A 19,269-nucleotide genomic window follows, 5' to 3' on the forward strand; every position below is an offset into this window, starting at 1 on the left:
ATGTACGATGAACAAGATTATTTAATGATTTCAGGTATCCAACATTTTTTGTTTTGCCGTCGTCAATGGGCGTTGATCCATATTGAGCAGCAATGGCAAGAAAATGTGCTGACATTGGAAGGTCAATATTTACATGAAAAAGCCGATCAACCAACAATTCGTGAAAAGCGCAAAGATTGTTTGATTGTTCGCGCATTGCCGATCCATTCACCAACTTTAGGAATTACTGGAATCTGTGATGTTGTGGAATTTGTGCAAGATCCAAACGGTGTAACATTAAACGGAGAAACGGGAACTTATTTACCTGTACCAGTTGAATACAAGCATGGTAAACCCAAACAAGAGCTTAGTGATATATTCCAATTAACAGCTCAAGCCGTTTGCTTAGAAGAAATGTTAGTCTGTGAAGTACCTAAAAGCTATTTATATTATCATGAAACAAAACGCCGAGAAGAAATCGAAATCACGTCTGCTTTACGTGAAGAATTACAAAAAAACGTAGCAGAAATGCATCAATATTGGAAAAGACGCTATACGCCAAAGGTTAAAACTGGAAATTTTTGTAAAAAGTGTTCATTACAAAATATCTGTTTACCTAAATTAATGAATGTTCAAACAGTAAAAGGCTACTTAGATCGGAGGTTATGCGAGTGAAAAAACTGTTGAATAGCTTATTTGTAACAACCCGAGATGCCTATTTAGCTTTAGACGGTGAGAATATTGTGGTCAAAATTGATGAACAGAAAAATAGAGTTCCACTTCATAATATAGAAGCGATTGTCACTTCTGGTTATTTAGGTGCTAGTCCAGCGTTGATGCGTAAATGCGCTGAAAAAAATATAGGCATAACCTTTTTAACAAATTCTGGTAAGTTTGGCAGTCGAGTGACTGGCGGCACAACTGGTAATGTCACATTGCGGAAAAAGCAATACCGTCTATCGGATACAGAAGCAGAAAGCTTAGAAATTGCTCGTCATTTTATTATTGGTAAATTGTACAATCAACGTTGGATGTTGGAGCGAATGACTAGAGAAAACCCGATGAGAATTGATGTCGAGCGTTTTAAGCAAATTTCTGGCGAATTAAAAAAATACATTGAAGATATTCGCCAAGTTGGGGATTTAGAAACATTAAGAGGAATCGAAGGACAAGCTGCGAATCGTTATTTTCTATTGTTTGATCAAATGATTTTACAGCAAAAAAGTGATTTCGGTTTTTATGGTAGAAACCGTCGGCCGCCTTTGGATAATGTAAATGCTATGCTTTCTTTAGCGTATACTTTGTTAGCGCAAGAATGTGCTGCTGCATTAGAAACGGTTGGACTGGATCCTTATGTCGGCTTTATGCATCAAGATCGACCAGGTAGAGCTTCTTTAGCATTAGATTTGATGGAAGAGTTGCGAGGTATTTATGCGGATCGTTTTGTTTTAACGTTGATTAATAAGAAAATGGTGACCGAAAAGGATTTTGTCAAAAAAGAAAGTGGTGCAGTCATTTTGACGGATGATGGTAGGCGTACCTTTTTTCAAAAATGGCAAGAGAAGAAACAAGAACAAATTCAGCATCCGTTTTTAGGTGAGAAAATCAATTGGGGATTAGTTCCTTACGCTCAGGCATTGTTATTAAGTCGCTTTTTAAGAGATGATTTAGATGGTTATCCACCGTTTTTATGGAAGTAGGTGAAAAGTATGTTAGTGTTGATCACTTATGATGTCGCGACAAGTTCAAAAAATGGGACTCGTCGTTTAAGAAAAGTGGCAAAAAAGTGCCAAGATTATGGACAGCGTGTTCAAAATTCTGTTTTTGAATGTGTTGTTGATGCGACGGAGTTAACGAAATTAAAGAAAGAACTGATTGATTTAATTGATGAAGAGCTGGATAGTTTGCGCATTTATCGATTAGGAAATAATTATCAAAATAAAGTAGAGCACATAGGGGCAAAGGAGAGCTTTGATGTAGAAGCGCCACTGATATTTTAATAAGAAAATTAAGTGCGAACCCTAAGTACACATGAAATCGCTAAGGGATCCGCACCAAAATTTAGCCATTTTTATTAATAAAAAGTTGTTCCTCTCATGGAAATTTAATTTTACAAGTGTTTTTTTGTGGAAAGGTGAAAATTTGTCGTATATTTTTGCTAATTTCACAGTCTAGCTCTGTATAGAGCTAGTGGATTGAAATGTAAACTGCCAGATGGAAATAATATCATCCTGTTTTGTCTAGCTCTGTATAGAGCTAGTGGATTGAAATAGGACAATTACCGTATTTTTCCATTAGTTTGATACGTCTAGCTCTGTATAGAGCTAGTGGATTGAAATATAGCTGCTTCAGCTGCCAAAATATCAGTTTTTTGAGCCTAGCTCTATAACAACTTCAAATCAAAAAAATCAAAATGAAGATTTTTTCATCATCTCCTGATTGACCTGACTTAAATTACTAGGTACTCTATAAAAAAGGCGGGTGGGAGAATGAATGAAGTAGTCATTTTATTAATAGAAGATGAAGCAAGCTTAGCAAATTTCATTTCGGAGGAACTTCGGTTTGAAGGGTATAATGTTCTTTACGCCTCGGATGGTGAACAGGCATTGGAACTATTTAAACAAAATCAAAAAAGAATCACCATGCTGCTACTGGACTGGATGCTGCCAAAATATGATGGGATTACAGTTGCTAGAAGGATTCGAAGAACTAGTCAAGTACCAATCATTATGATGACCGCAAGAGATCAGTTGACCGACAAAGTGACGGGTTTAGATGCTGGTACGGACGATTATATTACAAAACCTTTTGAGATAGAAGAATTATTAGCGAGAATTCGAGTAATTATTCGTCGCTTAGAACAACAAGAGAAAAAACAAAAACAGTTTGTGTATCACTATGCTGATTTAACACTAGATTTGACCAAGCATGTAGTAGAACGTTTTGGCGAAGTCATTCAACTGACTCAAAAAGAATTCGAACTACTAGCAGAATTGATGAAGCACTCAGAAGTCGTATTAACGCGCGATGAGCTGCTTAATGCTGTATGGGGCTACGATTATTTTGGCCAAACGAATGTGGTGGATGTATATATTCGTTCTCTTAGGAATAAAATGGATCGCAATCCCAGTCAGCGATTACTTCAAACGGTTCGAGGAGTTGGCTATGTGCTGAGGTTAGATAATGAGGAGAATTAAAGAGACTTTTCAGCAGCAAAAAAATACGACTCAATTTCAATTGATGGTTCGTTTTGTCAGCCTGCTTGTTTCAGCAATAGTGATTTTAAGTATTGCTATCATGGGTATCACAATTGCGGAATTGTATGAAGTAACGGAGGAACAAGCGGTATTACTAGAAGGATCGCTAAAAAATAATGAGGCACAAGAGGCAGTTGAATGGCAAAAGACTTTGGTGAATTATGGCGTAACAGATAATTCACCTTACTTGATTCGGGTGGGATTAACTAGCGGTGAGACTGTTTTTTCTTCAGAGGATGCTCAAGAATTATATGCTGAATTTCCTCGTTTAAAACAATTGATTTTGTTTGATCAAATTTTATGGACAAGTGAAATGGAACCTTACTATTATAGAAGTTTCCAAAAAAGAAATGCGCACATTACTATATTAGTGGATCTAGAAGATCAATTTGAGGTAATTGGTAGAATTTTTTCTTTAACCCTTTTTTTGACTGTGATCGTAATCCTGATTGGTGCATTTGTCACGTATCGGTTCTCTAGAAAAATTAGCCAATCATTAGTTAAAATGAACGAGGAAATCAGTCAGCTGGAAAGCTCAGCCATTGAACAAAAGCTAACCGTTTCTAAGACACCTTTGGAGGTTCAAAATATAGCGCAGTCTTTTAACGAATTATTGGAAAAGCAACGCCAATCTCTAAAAAGAGAACAGGAATTTGTCACAGATGCCTCTCATGAATTGCGGACGCCACTAGCAGCCATTAGAGGACATGTCAATTTAATCAAACGTCGTGGAAAAACACATCCACAAGTGATCCCAAAATCACTAACTTATATTGATACAGAGTCAAAACGAATGGAGACGCTTGTTGAACAGCTTTTAACCTTAGGGCGATTAACAAATCAAGCAAGTTTACAAGAAGTTGATTTATCTTCCTTGATCCAACAAACAGTCACTGAGTTAAGTGTAATGGGTACGCAAAACGTAACGGTTCAAATAGAAGAGGGGATATTGATCACAGGTCAAACTGAACATTTCTATCAAATAGCGAGAAATTTGATTGAAAATGCCATGAAATATACTGAGGATACAGGAACAATTGGTGTAACCCTTTTTTCTAATGCCAACAATATTCAGTTGGTCGTGGAAGACTCTGGAATAGGTATTTCAAACGAAGAAAAAAAGAAAATCTTTGAACGCTTTTATCGAGTCGACCAATCACGTTCTAGTAAAATTCCTGGCTCTGGTATTGGACTATCGATTGTAAAAGAGCTGGTTGAACTTTATCAAGGGGAAATCACAGTAACGGATAAGGCTCCATTAGGAAGTTGTTTTACCGTGTCCTTTACAATAAATCATGAAAAATGAAAATTTCTTCATTTAACTTTCACCTTTATTTGTTTTTATTGAGTCGTTTAACTGTTAAGATAAGGGTATAAAGCGAATGGAAAACAGAGAGGATTGAATGAAATGAATAAAAAAATGATGATTGGAACAGTCTGCTTAGGATTATTATTAGCAGGTTGTACAAGTAATAACAAATCACTGGAAAATCAAGCACAGACAAGTAACAGCTCTATTAAGCAAACAACGCCAACGGATTCAGGTACGATTGCAAGTGATTCAACTAAGACAAGTCAAATAAAAGTAACGGTTGATGAAGCTATCAAAGCCTATGAAGCGGCCTATCCCAATACAGCAGTGACGTCCCTTGATTTAGATCCTTCGTTTGGCATTTACTATTATGAAATCAAAGGAGTAGATGATTCAAAGGAATATGAAGTGAAAATCCATGCTGAAACTGGCGAATTAACAAAAGATCGTGAAGAAACATTAGATCAAGATGAACAAAATGGCGTGGAAAAGAAAAACGAAGCACTAGATTTGACCAAACTAAAATCACTTGACGAAGCGTCAAAAATTGCCCAAGATACTGTAGGTGAGGGAACTGCGATCGAATGGTCACTAGAACGTGACTTGTCCATTACTTATTGGGAAGTAAAAGTCCAAGCAGGCAAAAAAGAAGTATCTGTAAAAATCAATGCCCAAACAGGGGATGTCTTAGAACAAGAATTGGATGATTAATAAAATATGGAGCGCGAGACAAAACTAAAAAAACAGTTTTGTCTCGCGTTCTCTTTATCCAAATAAACGGCGAGAAAAAAGTAATTCCTTCGAAAATAAACACTTTCATTTCGGACTATTTATCTTTTAAAGTCAATAAAAAGACTATGTTCATTATGAAGTCACAGATGTAATAGACCATATTATTCGTTTTATTCAAAGAAATTCTATACAATATATAGTGAAACAAGTAAAACGTTAATGGAGGGATATTTATGAATAATGTTATGGATCAATTAAGAAAATATGCGCTTTTAAGAGGAATTGTCTATATGATTTTTGGGCTCTTGATTTTGATCAATCCAAGAAGTGTCTTTCAATGGGCTGTCTATTTTATTTCTGCTTATATTGCAATTATGGGTGTACTGAATCTTTATGATGGCTTTAAAGTTAAAAAGGAAACAGGAACATATGGGATGAGTTTTCTTGGTGGAATCATTTTATTGGTGATCGCAGGAATCGTCTTGGTATTTGCAAAGGGGATCGTTAGTATTTTACCGATTTTCCTTGGGTTAGTGATCGTTGTCGTGGGCGTGACACGTGCGATTCAATCCGTTAATTTACGAGCTTATGTTAATGTGAGCTGGTTGCCAATGCTGATCTACAGCGTGATTTTGATCATTGCTGGCTTAGTATTGACATTCAATCCATTCAGCAGTCTTTTAGTACTGTTCCAATTGTTTGGTGGTATTTTGATTTTCATGGGAATCGGCGAAATCGTTTCGTTCTTTCAATTGCGCAATATTAAGTGATTGAACAAATGTAGTCGAGAAAAAAAGTATTTTGTTCCTTTTCGTTGTGAAGGAGCAAAATACTTTTTTTACGTGGTTTCTTCGGGTTTAGAGCATTAATTATTTTAATTCTTTCAATTCGGCTTCAGCATCAGCTAATTGTTTTTGTAGATCTTCAATCCCTTGTTTGCCTACAGCAACACTTTCATCAAAATTCGCTTGTATGTCTTCAAACGTATTTTCGGTTGCCATTTGTTCACTTTCTTTTTGGAATTTTTGCATAGTGGCGATTGATTCTTTCATGATTGAGATTTCTTCCACTAATTCTTGTTTTCTTTTTGCATCTTCTTCGCGTTTTTTTGCTTCTTTTTCAAATTGCTCTTCTGTTTTTGTACTTTCGGAAGTTTTTTTGTCCCCAGTTGAATTACCACAACCAACAAGAGTCAGCATTGATAAAATAGTTACTGCTACTATTATTTTTTTCATTTTTTCCCCTTCTCCCTAACAAATATAAGATTGAATGATCCCCTAAAAATCTTGAGTTCAACCACTATTAACCGTACCATAAAACATGCGCTCACTCAATCTAAAAATGAACCATTATTTCCGTTTGGATATGGATTATCGTACTTTACAGTTGAATATAGCAAACCACAAGTCAGCAGTAAAACAATGGAAGAGGAGCTTCAGGTTACTGTAACGGTGAGAAATAGATCGGAACGTACTACTGTGGAAACTGTACAATTGTATGTCCAAGATATGGTGGAATTAGTGGCGCGTCCGGTAAAAGAATTGAAAGCTTTTTAAAAAGTTGAACTTGCTCCTGATGAGGAAAAAGAAGTTGCTTTTCGATTGACTAGAGAAGACTTGAAGTTCTATACCAAAGAAATGTTTTTTGCAGCAGAATCGGGGAAATTTATTGTTTTTGTAGGTGCAAATGTAACAGAGGTACAAGAAGAACGATTCACATTAAGCTAAACTTAGAGAAAGCCGTAGTTCTGGATATCATCTGGAGCTACGGTTTTTTGTTAACAAGAGCAAATTTGACTTGCAAAAAAAATAGTGCAATGGTACTCTTAATTTCTAATTGAGAATGATTTTCATTTTCAACTGAAGAGGAATCATCATGATAAGGACGTGTTCGTCCTAAAAAATAAAAGACTAGGAGGAATAAGATGGAGACCTATTCAATCGAACAGATTATAAAAAAACGCAGAACCATCCGAACCTTGTTGGATCAGGATATTGCTATGAATGTTATAGAGGAATTATTAGAGATTTCTAGCTATGCGCCTTACCATTCAAAAAAAGAACCGTGGGAAGTCATTACGGTCAGTGAAGAACAAGAACGGCAATTATTTGTAGAAGAAATCATGAATAGCTATGATCGTTTGGATATCTGGGCGCGATATGATCAGCAAAATCTAGCGACTGCTAAAAAAAGAACGCAGGATTATTTCCTAGATGTTCCGTTGACCTTGATTGTAACGGCTCCTATTCATGCAAGTGAAAAATTGAACTTAGAAGCGGTCGGTGCAGTTTCAGCATTTATTCAAAATTTTCAACTAGCAGCTTGGTCCAAACAAATCGGTGTCACTTGGCGGACGATTCCTGTCATTTTCGATGAAGGATTTAAAAAAGCTGTTGGTGTACCAAGCCAGCGACAAATTATCGGCTTACTTGATCTGAGTTTAGTAGATGCCAAAATGAAACTGCCAACAAGTCGCAGAATCCCAGTAGAAAACTGGACAGCAGGGCTAGCTGAGAAATTAGCAGAGAACGGTGGCAGTAATGAGTAAAGTTGATTTTTCAGATATACAGGGGGCGTATTTTTTTGCAAGTAATGAAGTCAAATGATGCAAGAGTCAAAGCGAAGACACAGCATTATTATCCATTAGTTTTGGTCTGTTTAGTCCTTTTTATTTTGTTATCCATCATCTATTCTTTGATCAATGGACAGGCGAATATTTCAATTGAGGATATTGTTCAAATTTTATTGAGTAAGGTATCTGGTGGTAGAGTAGGATCGCTTGATACTATTACAAGTAATTCTGCGGTAAATATTATTTGGTTTGTGCGGACACCGCGTGTGATTTTAGCTGTTTTTGTGGGAATGGGACTAGCAATCACTGGAGCTGTAATGCAGGCGGTTGTACAAAATCCATTAGCAGATCCCTATATTTTAGGAATCTCTTCAGGCGCTTCTCTAGGCGCGACGTTTGCGATTTTGGTCGGTTTTGGAACAGGAAGTATCTTTTCACAGTTTGGATTAGCTTTTGGTGCATTTGTCGGGGCCATGGCAGCGGCTTTTGGCGTCCTGCTCTTGTCTAGTATAGGTGGACGGATGACGTCTGTAAAATTAGTTTTATCAGGTTCTGTGATTGGCGCTTTATGCAGTTCAATTTCTAGTTTCATTGTGTACTTAGCTAATAACGCGGAAGGCATCAAAACAGTGACCTTTTGGGCGATGGGCAGTTTGGCTTCTGCTAGTTGGAATAAACTTGCGATTTTATCGACGGTTGTTGTATTGATTACTGTTTTCTTTTTATTTCAGCATCGTATCTTGAACGTGATGTTATTAGGCGATGAGGCAGCGATTACGTTGGGTGTTCCTTTGAGTAAGTATCGACAGCTGTATTTATTATTGGCGGCTCTATTAACAGGTGTGATCGTGGCCTATTCTGGTATGATCGGCTTTGTCGGGCTGATTATTCCACACATTGTTCGTGGGTTGGTGGGGTCAGATCATAAACGTCTATTGCCGATCGTAGCTTTGTCAGGTTCTCTTTTTATGATTTGGGCGGATGTTCTTTCAAGAATCTTGATCCCAAGTGTTGAATTACCAATCGGAATCATTACTTCGGTGATCGGAGCGCCATTATTTATCTACATTATTGTCAAAAAAGGCTACAATTTCGGAGGCTAGCAATGGAATTACATGTAAAAGATTTAGAAATCCTGATCGGACAAGAAGCAATCGTTAAAAGTATCTCTTTTCAAACACGAAAACAACAGTTTGTGGGGATCATTGGGGCCAATGGCTGTGGTAAATCAACAATGCTCAAAGGAATTTATAAAGGCATCAAACCTCAAGCAGGTAGTGTCTTTTTAGATGAGTTAGATTTACTCGCTGTTTCTGAAAAGAAAGTTGCGCAACAATTAGGCGTCGTCAATCAATTCAATGAGTTGAATTTCGATTTAAGTGTCTATCAAATGGTTTTGTTAGGTCGTACGCCGCATAAAAAATTATTAGAATCGGATACACAAGCAGACGTTGAAATCGTGATGGATGCATTAGCCAAAACCAATTTGACTAACTATTGTGACCGGAGTTTTTTATCTTTATCTGGCGGTGAAAAACAACGTGTGATTTTAGCACGAACAATTGCACAACAACCTAATTATATGATCTTAGATGAACCAACGAATCATTTAGATATTCGTTATCAACTGGAAATTTTGAGTTGTGTAAAACAATTGGGTATCGGCGTTTTAGCAGCCCTTCATGATTTGGAATTAGCCGCTCATTATTGCGATTATATCTATGCAATGAAACAAGGCAAAATTATTGCAGAAGGACAGCCAGAAGCATTATTTACGGCAGAATTGATTGAAGAAATTTATGGTGTGAAGTGTACGATTTATCAAAACCCTGTGACCAAGCGTTTAGGGTTTGCCTATTCTTTAGGTGAATCACTAATGTAACAATAAAAGAAGAGGAAGCGAAAAAATGAAAAAAGCATACATTATTAGTTTATTAGGTGTACTATTTTTAACAGGTTGCAGCCAAACCACTCAACAAACTACAGAAAAAGGACAAGGCGAAGGCTATCCTGTAACGGTTCAGAATTTTTCTAAGGCCGAAGGCGCAGAAAGCTGGCAAAAAAAAGAGCAGACCTTTGAGAAAACTCCTGAAAAAGTTCTAGCCAATACGCAACCTGCAGCAGAGTTACTACTTCATTTAGGTTTAAAAGATAAAATCGTTGGTGTAGGTGCTGTTTTCGGAGCGCCAGATAAAGAGGTTGAAAAAGAATTTAATCAATTGAATCATTTGTCGACGGATTATATTGGCAAAGAAATGGCATTAAGCGTAGATCCAGATTTAGTTTACGGACGAGGCGGTTTATTTGATAACCAAGATTGGGGTGTGGGGACTGTGGACACCCTAAATGATATGGGAATAAAAACATTTGTCTTGAACTCCTCTGTAACAGGTGGAACTTTTGATTCGATTTATGATGATATCGATAATTTAGGAAAAGTATTCAATGTAGCGGACAAAGCGAACACATTCAAGTCCGAGTTGAAAGAACGTCAGACAACGCTCAATAAGAAATTAGCTACGATCAAAAATGATCAAACATTTGCCTATCTTCATACCACAGATCCAGAAGAGTTATATGTGTACCCTGCTCATAATGAAACCTTTTTCAATGATATTTTCAAAATGGTAAAACTAGACAATGTCTTCAAAGCTGAAAAAGGTGAAGTCAGCGTTGAAAAATTAATCGAAACAGATCCAGATGTTTTGATTGTAGCAGATTGGGGAACAATGAAAGATGGAATCTCTGGGGAGACGATGATCGATGCAGTATTGAAAAATCAAAAACTTTCTAGTATGAAAGCTGTTAAAAATAAACAGGTTTATGCTGTGGATTATAATTATATGTTTGGTTATGGTTATCAATCATTAGAGGGAATCGAAAAATTAGCGGACGAAATGTATCCAGCAAAATAAGTGTTCGATTTTTGATGAAAGTTCTAAAAATAAGTTAATTCCCCAAAATTTAAAGTATCAAATAGAGTATTTTTACTTGTATTTTTATGACCTAAAGAAGCGGGCAGTAAACTGATTTTCAGTTTACTGTCCGCTTCTTTAGTGTGTAACTATTTTGATTAAATTAGTTATGTAGGGGAAAATAGACCGCTATTGTAATGATAAGACTTGTCCGATATAAACGGTGGAATCACTTAGATTATTTTTTGTCATTAAATCTTGAAGCGATAGCTTATTTTTTTCAGCAATAACAGAAAGTGTATCACCAGCTTGAACAGTGTAAGTAGTTGCAGCAGGTGTTTGGACAGGTTCTGTTGAAGGTTCAGTTTGCGTCACAACTTCTGATGAGGATGCAGGTGTTTGAACGACTTCACTTGAACTTTCAGTACTCGAACTAGATTCATCTGTTGTACTTACTTGGGACGAGCTTTCGCTAGCTAAGACGTTTTGTTCCGTATTGTTAGTTACTTGTGCTTTATCAAGTTGGCTAACTTGTTCTTCTATACTGTTTAACTGCTCTTCATGTTTAGAGGTAGCTTGAACATTTAGAAATAGTAATACACCCAATATAAGCGTATTTATCAGCAATAATAAAATAACGATTACTACAATGGATTTTGACGTAGATGCCGGACGTTGTTGTTTCCGACGTGAGTATTCTTCTTCCAAAATAGTTTCACTCCTTTCATAACAAATTTATAAGGAAATACTATAAAACAAAGCATTTATAGTATATCACAATGTTATAGCTCTCTCAAAGGGGAAAAAAAATAGAGTGACTATTTACTAAAAAGAAATTTGTAAAAAAAGAATATAATAAAATGTAGTGAAAAATAAAAAAACATTTTATTTCAATCTATACTGATTAATTATAGTTATTATTTCGAAAAAACATATTTTTGTTTTTATCATTTTTAAAAAATAGTTTATTTATTAAAGGGAATTATTTGTGCTAAAAGCTTGGGAAATCAGAAATTTTAGTCACTCTTTTAACATCTAAATAGCAAAGAAAGGCTAGGATAACAGCCTATTTGATGAATTACAAGAGTAATTAAAATCAAGCAGAATAGAGCTTTAGTTCTTTTATATTCAAAAAGTTTTGGCAACACAAGGCAATTCCGCTATGAATACTTAAACTGACTGAGGTTTTTGATTCTAGAGAAAAGACATACTCTCCTAAGGCTGCTAGATTTGCTGAGACCACGATTCGTTTCTGTTGTAAGGACATGATGACTTCTCCATCTAAATAAGCAAGTGTTCCTTTCAAATAATCTACACCGATATCAAAAGATAAAATCAATGCAGCTTTTGGATTGAATTGTAGCAAGATCGGTTTTCTGCCTCCTAGCGTACTAGCATTACCGATTCCAGTTTCAAAAATCAAACCGTCATCCAATAACGTCTTTGTAATAGAAGAGACAGAGGCCTTGTTTAAGCCAGTTAATACCGCCAGTTTCGCGCGAGAAGTATTTTTATGGTCAATGATTCCTTTTAATATGAGTGATTGATTGATGCATCTGTCATCTGAACGTTTTTTAAGCGTCGTATCATATGCACTTTTAGGGATCGATTGCTATAATGAACTTGAATGACAGGATTCAAATGAGAGAAATTAGAGGAGGAAATCACCATGAAACGATTTGATGTAATCATTATCGGTAGCGGACCAGGCGGTATGGCAGCAGCTTATGATCTGGCGGCAGAAGGAAATGAAGTAGCAGTAGTGGAAGCTGATCTTTGGGGCGGAACTTGCCCAAATCGAGGGTGTGATCCTAAAAAAGTTCTCTATGGAGCGGTTGAAGCGAAAGATAAGCTAGCTCAATTGCAAAATCGTGGGTTCAGCAGTGTTCCTAAAATCAATTGGGCAGAATTAATGGATTTTAAAGAAACCTTTACGAAACCTGTTCCAACCGAGCAGAAAAAGGGACTAATAAATTCTGGCATCCAAACGATTACAGGGCGAGCAGTGTTTAAAGACAAGCAAACGATTCTTGTAGAATCAACGGCGTATCAAGCTGATAAATTTATCCTAGCGACTGGACAACGACCAGCTATATTAGATATTCCCGGAAAAGAGTATTTCGCTACAAGCACTGATTTTTTGGCAATGAAGGAGCTACCTGAGAAAATCGCGTTTGTTGGTGGCGGCTATATTTCACTTGAACTAGCAAATATTGCCAATAGTTGCGGCAGTGAGGTTCACTTGCTTCACCATAACGATCGACCATTGAAGGGGTTTGATGAACCTTTAACACATGAGCTGATTGGAAATCTTGAACAACGAGGAATTTATTTTCATTTTAATGAATCGGCTGAAACAATCACAAAGCAAGAACGACAATTTAAAGTTGAGCTGACTAGCCAGGGAAATTTAATCGTCGATCGTGTATTTTGTGCCACGGGCCGAATTCCGAACCTTGAAGATCTGGGATTGGAAAAAATAGGAGTCGAGTATACACTCAAAGGCGTGAACGTAAATGATCATTTACAAACCACTGTGGAAACTATTTATGCTTTAGGAGACTGCGTACAAAAAAAAGAACCTAAATTAACACCCGTTTCTAGTTTTGAAGGGAGTTATCTTGCTAAACTTTTCACTGGAAGCATTCAAGGAGCAATTGACTATCCAGCTATCCCAACCATTATTTTCAGTTCTCCCAAATTAGCACAAGTTGGTTTAACGGATAGCCAAATGATTGCTAATGACAACTATGAAGTGAAAGAGTTAGACTTATCACAATGGTTTACGTATAAACATCTCAACGAGTCTTTAGTCAAAGCAAAAATCGTCAGTGAAAAAGCAACTGGATTATTAGTTGGTGCAACCGTTTTAGGGAATGAAGCCGATCAATTGATTAATTTGTTTACATTAATGATCAATCAAAAATTAACAGCAAACAAAGTCAATAGTATGATCATGCTTTCTCCGACAGTAGCCAGTGATTTGAGTTATTTATATTAAAGATAAACTGTAAACGAGTAGTTATTAGACTCGTTTACAGTTTTTTTATTATAATTATAAGAAAAAACATTGACTTGTAGCAAAGCATAAGCAATAATAAAATAATTATCTTCAAAATTAGAAAATCAGTTCATACATATAATCAATAAATTTTATTTATCAATTACATGAAAATAAAGCATTAGATATTATAGGCATTTCTTTTTAAACTATAGATAGTGAAATGTTGAGCAAAGTTAATTTTAAACAATTAGGAGAATAGCGATGGACACAACGAAAAAAAACTACAAACCTTTGATCGGTTCTTTATACACAAATTTCATTTTTCAAGGGATGGCAGCGATTATTTTATCTCAAAATCTAAATGCCTTGATGGATAGTTGGCAAGCAACTGTGCAACAAGTAACGTTAGTGATTAGCGGTATCGGGTTAGGACGCGTCTTGATTTTATATTTTGCAGGGTACTTTTCGGATAAATTTGGTCGTAAAAAAACAGTTCAGCTTGGTATTATTAGTTATCTGATTTTCTTCATTGGGATTTTGATCAGTCAGAATTATTTACAAGGACTCTTTTTTGCCCTATTTGCTGGCTTTAGTAATGCCTTTTTAGATACGAGTACCTATCCAACCTTGATGGAGGCTTATCCTAATGAAAAAGATAATAGTTCCCTGAGTGTATTGAATAAGGCTTTTATTTCTTTGGGGCAATTCATCTTACCCTTGTTGACTCGTTTTATGTTGGATAATGGTATCTATTATGGTCTTGTTTTTATCGGCTGTGCGTTGGGTCTGTTTCTTAATTTATTGTATATATCTAGACTTGGATTTCCGCAAAGAATAGAAACGGATCTAAGTGAAGCCGCAATAATCAGTGAAAACGGCCACGATACAGCGGAGAAAAAACCGTTGTTCAAAGTTGAAGGAATTGCGTTATTGGTTTTTAGTTTTACGTGTGTATCTACCTTTAATATTTTTATTTTATGGGTGCCATCATTTGCTGAGTCATTGAATCTGATGAATCATTCGAATAGTTTGGTGCTAGTAAGTGCGTATAGCATTGGTTCATTTGCCTCAGTATTTTTGACGTCTTTGATTGTAAAAAGAGGTGTAGCACCGACTTTATTAATCGTTTGGTGTACGGTGATTTCACTGGTCTTATTAATCGGGATGACGCTGTTTCCAAGCGTTCCGATGTTTTTAGCAGCGTCAATCGGTATAGGGGTATTCGCAGCTGGAGGGATTTGGCAATTAGGTTTAGCGGTGTTATTAGAGCTATTTTCAAAGGGAAAAGGACGAATCACAAGTTATTATTCAATTGCAACGTCTGTTTCGGTCATGGTCATTCCTTATATTACAGGTCAACTGGAAAAAATCAATGTCTCTATGATTTTTGGCTTGAACATTGTCTTGACAGCAATTGGTGTAGTTGCAGCTGTGATCATTCGCTATCGCTATAAAAAAGTGACTAGTGAATGGGAAGCAAACACGGAAGAAATAGTCGCATTAAAAGAAGTCGCTGAATAATAGAGAAAAATACAGACGAAGATTAGAAAGGTAAACTTCGTCTGTATTTTCTCTATTTTAGTTTAAAAATGATTTTGCGATTGTTTCATTGATCGTGATCATTTGGTAAAAATCATGAATATTCACGAATTCATTTGGCTGATGAGCATATTTAGTTTCACCTGGCCCCAAAATCAAAATTGGAAACTCTTTTTTTACACGCCCAAATTGAGAACCGTCTGTATAGCCTGTCATGCCAAATGTGTTCGCATCCTTACCCGTAACGTCAGAAACAGCTTGTTGGGTCAATAAAGTGAAGGGATCATCGATTGCTGTTTTCATTGAAGGGAGATCATTGATAAATTCGACTTCCGCTTTAAAGTTAGGAACAGTTGCACTCAATTTTTCTAGCATATCAGCAAATTGTTGTTTTAACTCTGTATGATCTTGCGCTTTGATGGTGCGAATATCGATTTCTACTGTACATTTATCTGGAACAACATTCGTACCGTTTCCGCCATTAATGATATCCAAGCTAGAAGTAGAAGCGCCCACGAGTTCATCTACTGATTGTGAAAAATCAAAAGTTTCTTTAAATGCATTCAACACTAAAAGCATATGTTCAATTGCGTTCACCCCTTGATCCGGCATGGAACCGTGAGCTGTTTTTCCGTAAGTCGTGATCCGCGGCCACAAAGCTCCTTTGTGAGCGACGCCGATTTCAACATTTGTAGGTTCACCGATTACAAGTGCATCTAAATCATCTGCATATCCTTGATCGACTAATTGACCAGAACCAATCGCACTTGTTTCTTCGCCAACTGTTGCTAAAAGTTTGATGGTACCTTTAAAGGTTGCTCCAGCTTCTTTTAAACGAATCATTGCAACAACAGCTGCAATCAAGCCGGACTTCATATCACAAGTTCCTCTACCATATAATAAACCCTCTTTTTCAATTGCTGCAAAAGGCTCTTCATCCCAAGGAATTTCACCAACTGGCACAACGTCCATATGACCAGAAAAACCCAAGACCGGACCAGCTTGATTTCCTTTTAAAGTAGCGACTAACTGATTTCTACCAGTACTGTATTCGACTTGTTCACACGGAATATCATATGTTTCAAAAAGAGCCTGTAGTTTGTCGGCAACTTGTTTTTCTTGTCCTAAAACACTTTTGATTTGGACGACTTCTTTCAATAATTGTAATGCTTCTTGATTATCCATGAATGAATTCACTCCTTATACTTGATTTTCTTTTGGAATAATAAATAGGATGGAACCTAAGGCTAAAATACAGAAAAGAATATTGGTTAATAGACCAAACGTCGCGCCCAAAGTATAATTTTCCCCAGCGCTAACTCCGTTATAGACTGCAGCTGAGATTGCAACACCTAATGCGCCGCCAAGTGAGCTGGCCATTTTATAAATGCCAGAAGCAACACCAGCTTTTTCGTTTGGCACACTAGAAATGGCCGTATCTGTAGAAGGTGTGGCATACATACCTAGTCCCATGCCGAATAAACTGTAGCCGATAAAGACTAAAACAAAGTAAGCTGTACCTGTAACCATTGTTAGGGCCATTAAACCAACACCTATTCCAGAAAGAATTGTTCCCCAAAGCATTGGTTTTTTCGCTCCGATTGTTTGTAATAATTTTTCTCCGATTCGAATGGTAATCAAAACGAGACACAAATAACCAATCGATAACATCCCTGTTTTAGCAGAAGAAAGACCGCGACCTTGTTGGACATAGGTATTGATAACGATCAAAGTTCCTGCTACGGCATTCAGTAAGAAATTAGAAATAGTTGCACCAAGATAGCCCCGGTTTTCAAATAAAGAAAATTCAACGAAGCTATTGTCGATGGCTTGCTCCACTTTGTAAAAAATAAACAAACCTAAGATCACGACTATAGCCAAAATCAGAACGAGCGGACTTGTCCAGCCTAACTCAGAGCCTTTAGAAACAACCACATTCAAAGCCACCATCGAAATAATAAATAAAAGCAAACCAATCGAGTCAAATTTACTATTCTTATCACTAACGACCTTACTTTCAGGGGTACCAAAAATCAATAGCGCACTGCAAATCGATACAATAATAGAAAAAATAAAGACATAGCGCCAGCCTAAAGAACTTGCAATGGCTCCACCAAAGAATGAACAAAAACCAGAGCCGCCCCAAGACCCGATCGACCAATAACTCAAGGCCCGTTGCCGGTCTTTTCCTTCATAGTATGTTTTGACTAATGCCATAGTAGCAGGCATGATACAAGCAGCAGATAAACCTTGTAAAATCCGTCCGCCGATAAATAAAACAGGACCATGAGCTATCACTAAGGCTCCTGAACCGATAACACTTAAAATAAGACCAATATATGTTAATTTCATTCTACCGAGCTTATCTGCTAACCCACCAGCAACGACAATAAAAATACCTGAGAATAAACCAGTCATTGAAATTCCTATATTTAAAACACCTGAAGAGACGCCTAAATCGCTTTGCACTGCAGGCGCCATATTTAGTAAAGACTGAGCGAAAAGCCAATAGGTCAAAACGCTTAAGACAATTCCCACTAATAATTTATTTGTTCCTTTATATGTGACAGCATCAGCTGCATGTGTTGTTGCTTTCATCATTAAACTCCTTTAGATAAATAGTGTAAAACAGCTGCACCCATAGATTTTGCAGCAATCAATAAACAGTCTTCGTCAATATAAAATTTTGGATGATGATGAGGATACATCGGGGTTCCTTCTTTATGAGCACCAACGAAAAAGAAACAGCTAGGACGTTCTTTGGCATAATAAGCAAAATCTTCAGAAGGGGTTTGTGGACCACATTCAACTAACTGTTTGATTTCTGGAATGTGCGCTTCGGTCAATGCCGTTGCGACCATTTCTGTTGTCGGTTCGTCATTCACACAAACAGGGTAATCATTGGCATAATCAAGTTCATAATGAATCCCAAATGTCCGACAAATGCCATCTAGAATTTGTTTGAATTCTTTTTCTACGATGGCTCTAGTCTCTTCTTTCATGATCCGTACGTCGCCTTCTAGCGTGACAGAATCTTTGATAACATTCGCAGAACCCTTGCCATCAAATGAACCAATTGTTACAGTTGCGGTGTCAAAAGGATCGATTCTACGGCTGACGATCGTTTGAACAGCTGTTACAAATTGTGAAGCTGCAACAATCGTATCATTCGCATCTTGGGGTGTTGAACCATGTCCGCCTTTACCTTGCATAATAACTTTAAAGGTTGCGCGCCCTGTATGGACAGGACCTTTGTGGTATAAGACGTCGCCAAGAGGCATCATACTCATCACATGAATGCCTAAGACGTGATCCACGCCATCTAAACAACCTGCCTCGATCATTCCTTTGGCGCCACCAGGAGGTACTTCTTCGGCAGGTTGGTGAATGATACGGATCGTTCCTGCAAGTTCATCTTTTAATTCAATCAATGAATCCGCCAAAATCATCATATAAGCAGTATGACCATCATGTCCGCAAGCGTGCATGACATTTGGAATTTTAGAAGAAAATGGTAAACCAGTATCTTCTTGGATCGGTAAGGCATCGAAATCCGCTCGAATTGCTAAAACAGGTCCTTTTTTTCCGCCATGAATATCGACGACAAGTCCGTGACCGCCGCCAACATTCGTTTGAACGTCACACTCTTTTCCAGCGTAAAAGGCTGCGATATACTTGCTTGTTTCGGTTTCATGAAAAGATAGTTCTGGATGCTCATGAAAATGCCGCCGAATCGCGATCATATCCGCTTCTTTTTGTTGAAGTTTGTTAAATAATTGTGTTTGTAAATGATCCATTTAAAACGCTCCTTTCAAGTACACTACATATTTTATGCTTAATTAAAAACTTCACAATGCTTGAAATTTCCTAATTTCAGAAGAGGCTTTTTACTAGATCAGAATGGAAATAAAAAGACTGTTGATAGAACGATATTTTCAAATTTAGATGGTATAATAAAG

Annotated in this window: 19 protein-coding genes and 1 pseudogene; 14 read left to right on the top strand and 6 right to left on the bottom strand. The window is 36.9% G+C overall.

The annotated features are described in order from the left end of the window. The 7 genes from cas4 to BCR24_RS04630 all read left to right on the top strand — a co-directional run bounded on the left by cas4 (nucleotide 1) and on the right by BCR24_RS04630 (nucleotide 6,050). Entirely contained in the window at nucleotides 1–654 is a 654-nt protein-coding gene (gene cas4 / locus BCR24_RS04600) for a CRISPR-associated protein Cas4 (RefSeq protein WP_069639391.1), read from the top strand. Beyond that, nucleotides 651–1,679, top strand: a complete 1,029-nt coding sequence (gene cas1c / locus BCR24_RS04605; protein WP_069639392.1) for a type I-C CRISPR-associated endonuclease Cas1c — start codon at nucleotides 651–653, stop codon at nucleotides 1,677–1,679. The genes cas4 and cas1c overlap by 4 nt, the downstream gene beginning before the upstream one ends. Before the next feature lie 9 nt (nucleotides 1,680–1,688). Beyond that, the gene (cas2, locus tag BCR24_RS04610; protein WP_069639393.1) at nucleotides 1,689–1,979 is read left to right on the top strand and encodes a CRISPR-associated endonuclease Cas2; all 291 of its coding nucleotides are present in this window, start codon (nucleotides 1,689–1,691) and stop codon (nucleotides 1,977–1,979) included. A gap of 489 nt (nucleotides 1,980–2,468) precedes the next feature. Then, complete coding sequence (locus BCR24_RS04615; RefSeq protein ID WP_069639394.1) at nucleotides 2,469–3,176, top strand: response regulator transcription factor; 708 nt, start codon at nucleotides 2,469–2,471, stop codon at nucleotides 3,174–3,176. After that, nucleotides 3,163–4,542 carry a sensor histidine kinase gene (locus BCR24_RS04620; RefSeq protein WP_069639395.1) on the top strand — a complete coding sequence of 460 codons (1,380 nt, stop codon included), beginning with the start codon at nucleotides 3,163–3,165 and terminating at the stop codon, nucleotides 4,540–4,542. Before BCR24_RS04615 ends, BCR24_RS04620 begins: the two co-directional genes overlap by 14 nt. 102 nt (nucleotides 4,543–4,644) lie before the next feature. Further along, the gene (locus BCR24_RS04625; RefSeq protein ID WP_069639396.1) at nucleotides 4,645–5,259 is read left to right on the top strand and encodes a PepSY domain-containing protein; all 615 of its coding nucleotides are present in this window, start codon (nucleotides 4,645–4,647) and stop codon (nucleotides 5,257–5,259) included. Nucleotides 5,260–5,513: 254 nt separating this feature from the next. Beyond that, on the top strand, nucleotides 5,514–6,050 hold the full coding sequence (locus BCR24_RS04630) for an HdeD family acid-resistance protein (protein WP_069639397.1): 537 nt from the start codon (nucleotides 5,514–5,516) through the stop codon (nucleotides 6,048–6,050). Between the two features lie 99 nt (nucleotides 6,051–6,149). Here the strand turns inward: BCR24_RS04630 and BCR24_RS04635 are convergent, their stop codons facing one another. Continuing rightward, the gene (locus BCR24_RS04635) at nucleotides 6,150–6,515 is read right to left on the bottom strand and encodes a hypothetical protein (RefSeq protein WP_069639398.1); all 366 of its coding nucleotides are present in this window, start codon (nucleotides 6,513–6,515) and stop codon (nucleotides 6,150–6,152) included. A 333-nt stretch (nucleotides 6,516–6,848) separates the two neighbouring features. Between BCR24_RS04635 and BCR24_RS16380 the strand changes: the two are divergent. The 5 genes and pseudogenes from BCR24_RS16380 to BCR24_RS04655 all read left to right on the top strand — a co-directional run. Continuing rightward, nucleotides 6,849–7,007, top strand: a pseudogene (locus BCR24_RS16380) (fibronectin type III-like domain-contianing protein); the annotation flags it as partial. A 197-nt stretch (nucleotides 7,008–7,204) separates the two neighbouring features. Further along, nucleotides 7,205–7,828 carry a nitroreductase family protein gene (locus BCR24_RS04640; protein WP_069639399.1) on the top strand — a complete coding sequence of 208 codons (624 nt, stop codon included), beginning with the start codon at nucleotides 7,205–7,207 and terminating at the stop codon, nucleotides 7,826–7,828. Nucleotides 7,829–7,863: 35 nt separating this feature from the next. After that, a complete protein-coding gene (locus tag BCR24_RS04645) occupies nucleotides 7,864–8,955 on the top strand; it encodes a FecCD family ABC transporter permease (RefSeq protein ID WP_083244317.1) in 1,092 nt (363 codons plus the stop codon). Nucleotides 8,956–8,957: 2 nt separating this feature from the next. After that, nucleotides 8,958–9,734, top strand: coding sequence for an ABC transporter ATP-binding protein (locus BCR24_RS04650; protein WP_069639400.1), 777 nt, complete (start codon nucleotides 8,958–8,960; stop codon nucleotides 9,732–9,734). A gap of 25 nt (nucleotides 9,735–9,759) precedes the next feature. Continuing rightward, nucleotides 9,760–10,767 (top strand): ABC transporter substrate-binding protein, encoded by a 1,008-nt coding sequence (locus tag BCR24_RS04655; RefSeq protein WP_069639401.1) that lies wholly within the window; start codon nucleotides 9,760–9,762, stop codon nucleotides 10,765–10,767. 189 nt (nucleotides 10,768–10,956) lie between these two features. Here BCR24_RS04655 and BCR24_RS04660 read toward each other — a convergent pair whose 3' ends face one another. Continuing rightward, nucleotides 10,957–11,475, bottom strand: a complete 519-nt coding sequence (locus tag BCR24_RS04660; RefSeq protein WP_069639402.1) for a LysM peptidoglycan-binding domain-containing protein — start codon at nucleotides 11,473–11,475, stop codon at nucleotides 10,957–10,959. A gap of 388 nt (nucleotides 11,476–11,863) precedes the next feature. After that, nucleotides 11,864–12,190, bottom strand: a complete 327-nt coding sequence (locus tag BCR24_RS04665) for a hypothetical protein (RefSeq protein ID WP_069639403.1) — start codon at nucleotides 12,188–12,190, stop codon at nucleotides 11,864–11,866. 246 nt (nucleotides 12,191–12,436) lie between these two features. Between BCR24_RS04665 and BCR24_RS04670 the strand changes: the two genes are divergently transcribed. Beyond that, nucleotides 12,437–13,768, top strand: a complete 1,332-nt coding sequence (locus tag BCR24_RS04670; RefSeq protein WP_069639404.1) for a dihydrolipoyl dehydrogenase family protein — start codon at nucleotides 12,437–12,439, stop codon at nucleotides 13,766–13,768. A gap of 264 nt (nucleotides 13,769–14,032) precedes the next feature. Next, entirely contained in the window at nucleotides 14,033–15,292 is a 1,260-nt protein-coding gene (locus BCR24_RS04675) for an MFS transporter (RefSeq protein WP_069639405.1), read from the top strand. Nucleotides 15,293–15,349: 57 nt separating this feature from the next. Here BCR24_RS04675 and BCR24_RS04680 read toward each other — a convergent pair whose 3' ends face one another. The 3 genes from BCR24_RS04680 to BCR24_RS04690 are packed head-to-tail and all read right to left on the bottom strand — an operon-like array spanning nucleotide 15,350 to nucleotide 19,107. After that, nucleotides 15,350–16,495 (bottom strand): ArgE/DapE family deacylase, encoded by a 1,146-nt coding sequence (locus tag BCR24_RS04680; RefSeq protein ID WP_069639406.1) that lies wholly within the window; start codon nucleotides 16,493–16,495, stop codon nucleotides 15,350–15,352. Between the two features lie 15 nt (nucleotides 16,496–16,510). Further along, nucleotides 16,511–17,908, bottom strand: a complete 1,398-nt coding sequence (locus tag BCR24_RS04685; protein WP_069639407.1) for an MFS transporter — start codon at nucleotides 17,906–17,908, stop codon at nucleotides 16,511–16,513. Nucleotides 17,909–17,910: 2 nt separating this feature from the next. Continuing rightward, the gene (locus BCR24_RS04690) at nucleotides 17,911–19,107 is read right to left on the bottom strand and encodes a M20 family metallopeptidase (protein WP_069639408.1); all 1,197 of its coding nucleotides are present in this window, start codon (nucleotides 19,105–19,107) and stop codon (nucleotides 17,911–17,913) included. Nucleotides 19,108–19,269: the final 162 nt, after the last annotated feature.

It is taken from the genome of Enterococcus ureilyticus, assembly GCF_001730315.1.
In the GTDB taxonomy this organism is placed as follows: Bacteria; Bacillota; Bacilli; order Lactobacillales; family Enterococcaceae; genus Enterococcus_L; species Enterococcus_L ureilyticus.

Excerpts from the sequence above, each read along its gene's own strand:
- cas4 (WP_069639391.1), top strand. The coding sequence starts at position 1 with ATGTACGATGAACAAGATTATTTAATGATTTCAGGTATCCAACATTTT.
- BCR24_RS04650 (WP_069639400.1), top strand. The coding sequence starts at position 8,958 with ATGGAATTACATGTAAAAGATTTAGAAATCCTGATCGGACAAGAAGCA.
- BCR24_RS04670 (WP_069639404.1), top strand. The coding sequence starts at position 12,437 with ATGAAACGATTTGATGTAATCATTATCGGTAGCGGACCAGGCGGTATG.
- BCR24_RS04615 (WP_069639394.1), top strand. The coding sequence starts at position 2,469 with ATGAATGAAGTAGTCATTTTATTAATAGAAGATGAAGCAAGCTTAGCA.
- BCR24_RS04680 (WP_069639406.1), bottom strand. The coding sequence starts at position 16,495 with ATGGATAATCAAGAAGCATTACAATTATTGAAAGAAGTCGTCCAAATC.
- BCR24_RS04640 (WP_069639399.1), top strand. The coding sequence starts at position 7,205 with ATGGAGACCTATTCAATCGAACAGATTATAAAAAAACGCAGAACCATC.
- BCR24_RS04690 (WP_069639408.1), bottom strand. The coding sequence starts at position 19,107 with ATGGATCATTTACAAACACAATTATTTAACAAACTTCAACAAAAAGAA.
- BCR24_RS04675 (WP_069639405.1), top strand. The coding sequence starts at position 14,033 with ATGGACACAACGAAAAAAAACTACAAACCTTTGATCGGTTCTTTATAC.
- BCR24_RS04625 (WP_069639396.1), top strand. The coding sequence starts at position 4,645 with ATGAATAAAAAAATGATGATTGGAACAGTCTGCTTAGGATTATTATTA.
- cas2 (WP_069639393.1), top strand. The coding sequence starts at position 1,689 with ATGTTAGTGTTGATCACTTATGATGTCGCGACAAGTTCAAAAAATGGG.
- BCR24_RS04655 (WP_069639401.1), top strand. The coding sequence starts at position 9,760 with ATGAAAAAAGCATACATTATTAGTTTATTAGGTGTACTATTTTTAACA.
- BCR24_RS04620 (WP_069639395.1), top strand. The coding sequence starts at position 3,163 with ATGAGGAGAATTAAAGAGACTTTTCAGCAGCAAAAAAATACGACTCAA.
- BCR24_RS04685 (WP_069639407.1), bottom strand. The coding sequence starts at position 17,908 with ATGAAAGCAACAACACATGCAGCTGATGCTGTCACATATAAAGGAACA.
- BCR24_RS04630 (WP_069639397.1), top strand. The coding sequence starts at position 5,514 with ATGAATAATGTTATGGATCAATTAAGAAAATATGCGCTTTTAAGAGGA.
- BCR24_RS04635 (WP_069639398.1), bottom strand. The coding sequence starts at position 6,515 with ATGAAAAAAATAATAGTAGCAGTAACTATTTTATCAATGCTGACTCTT.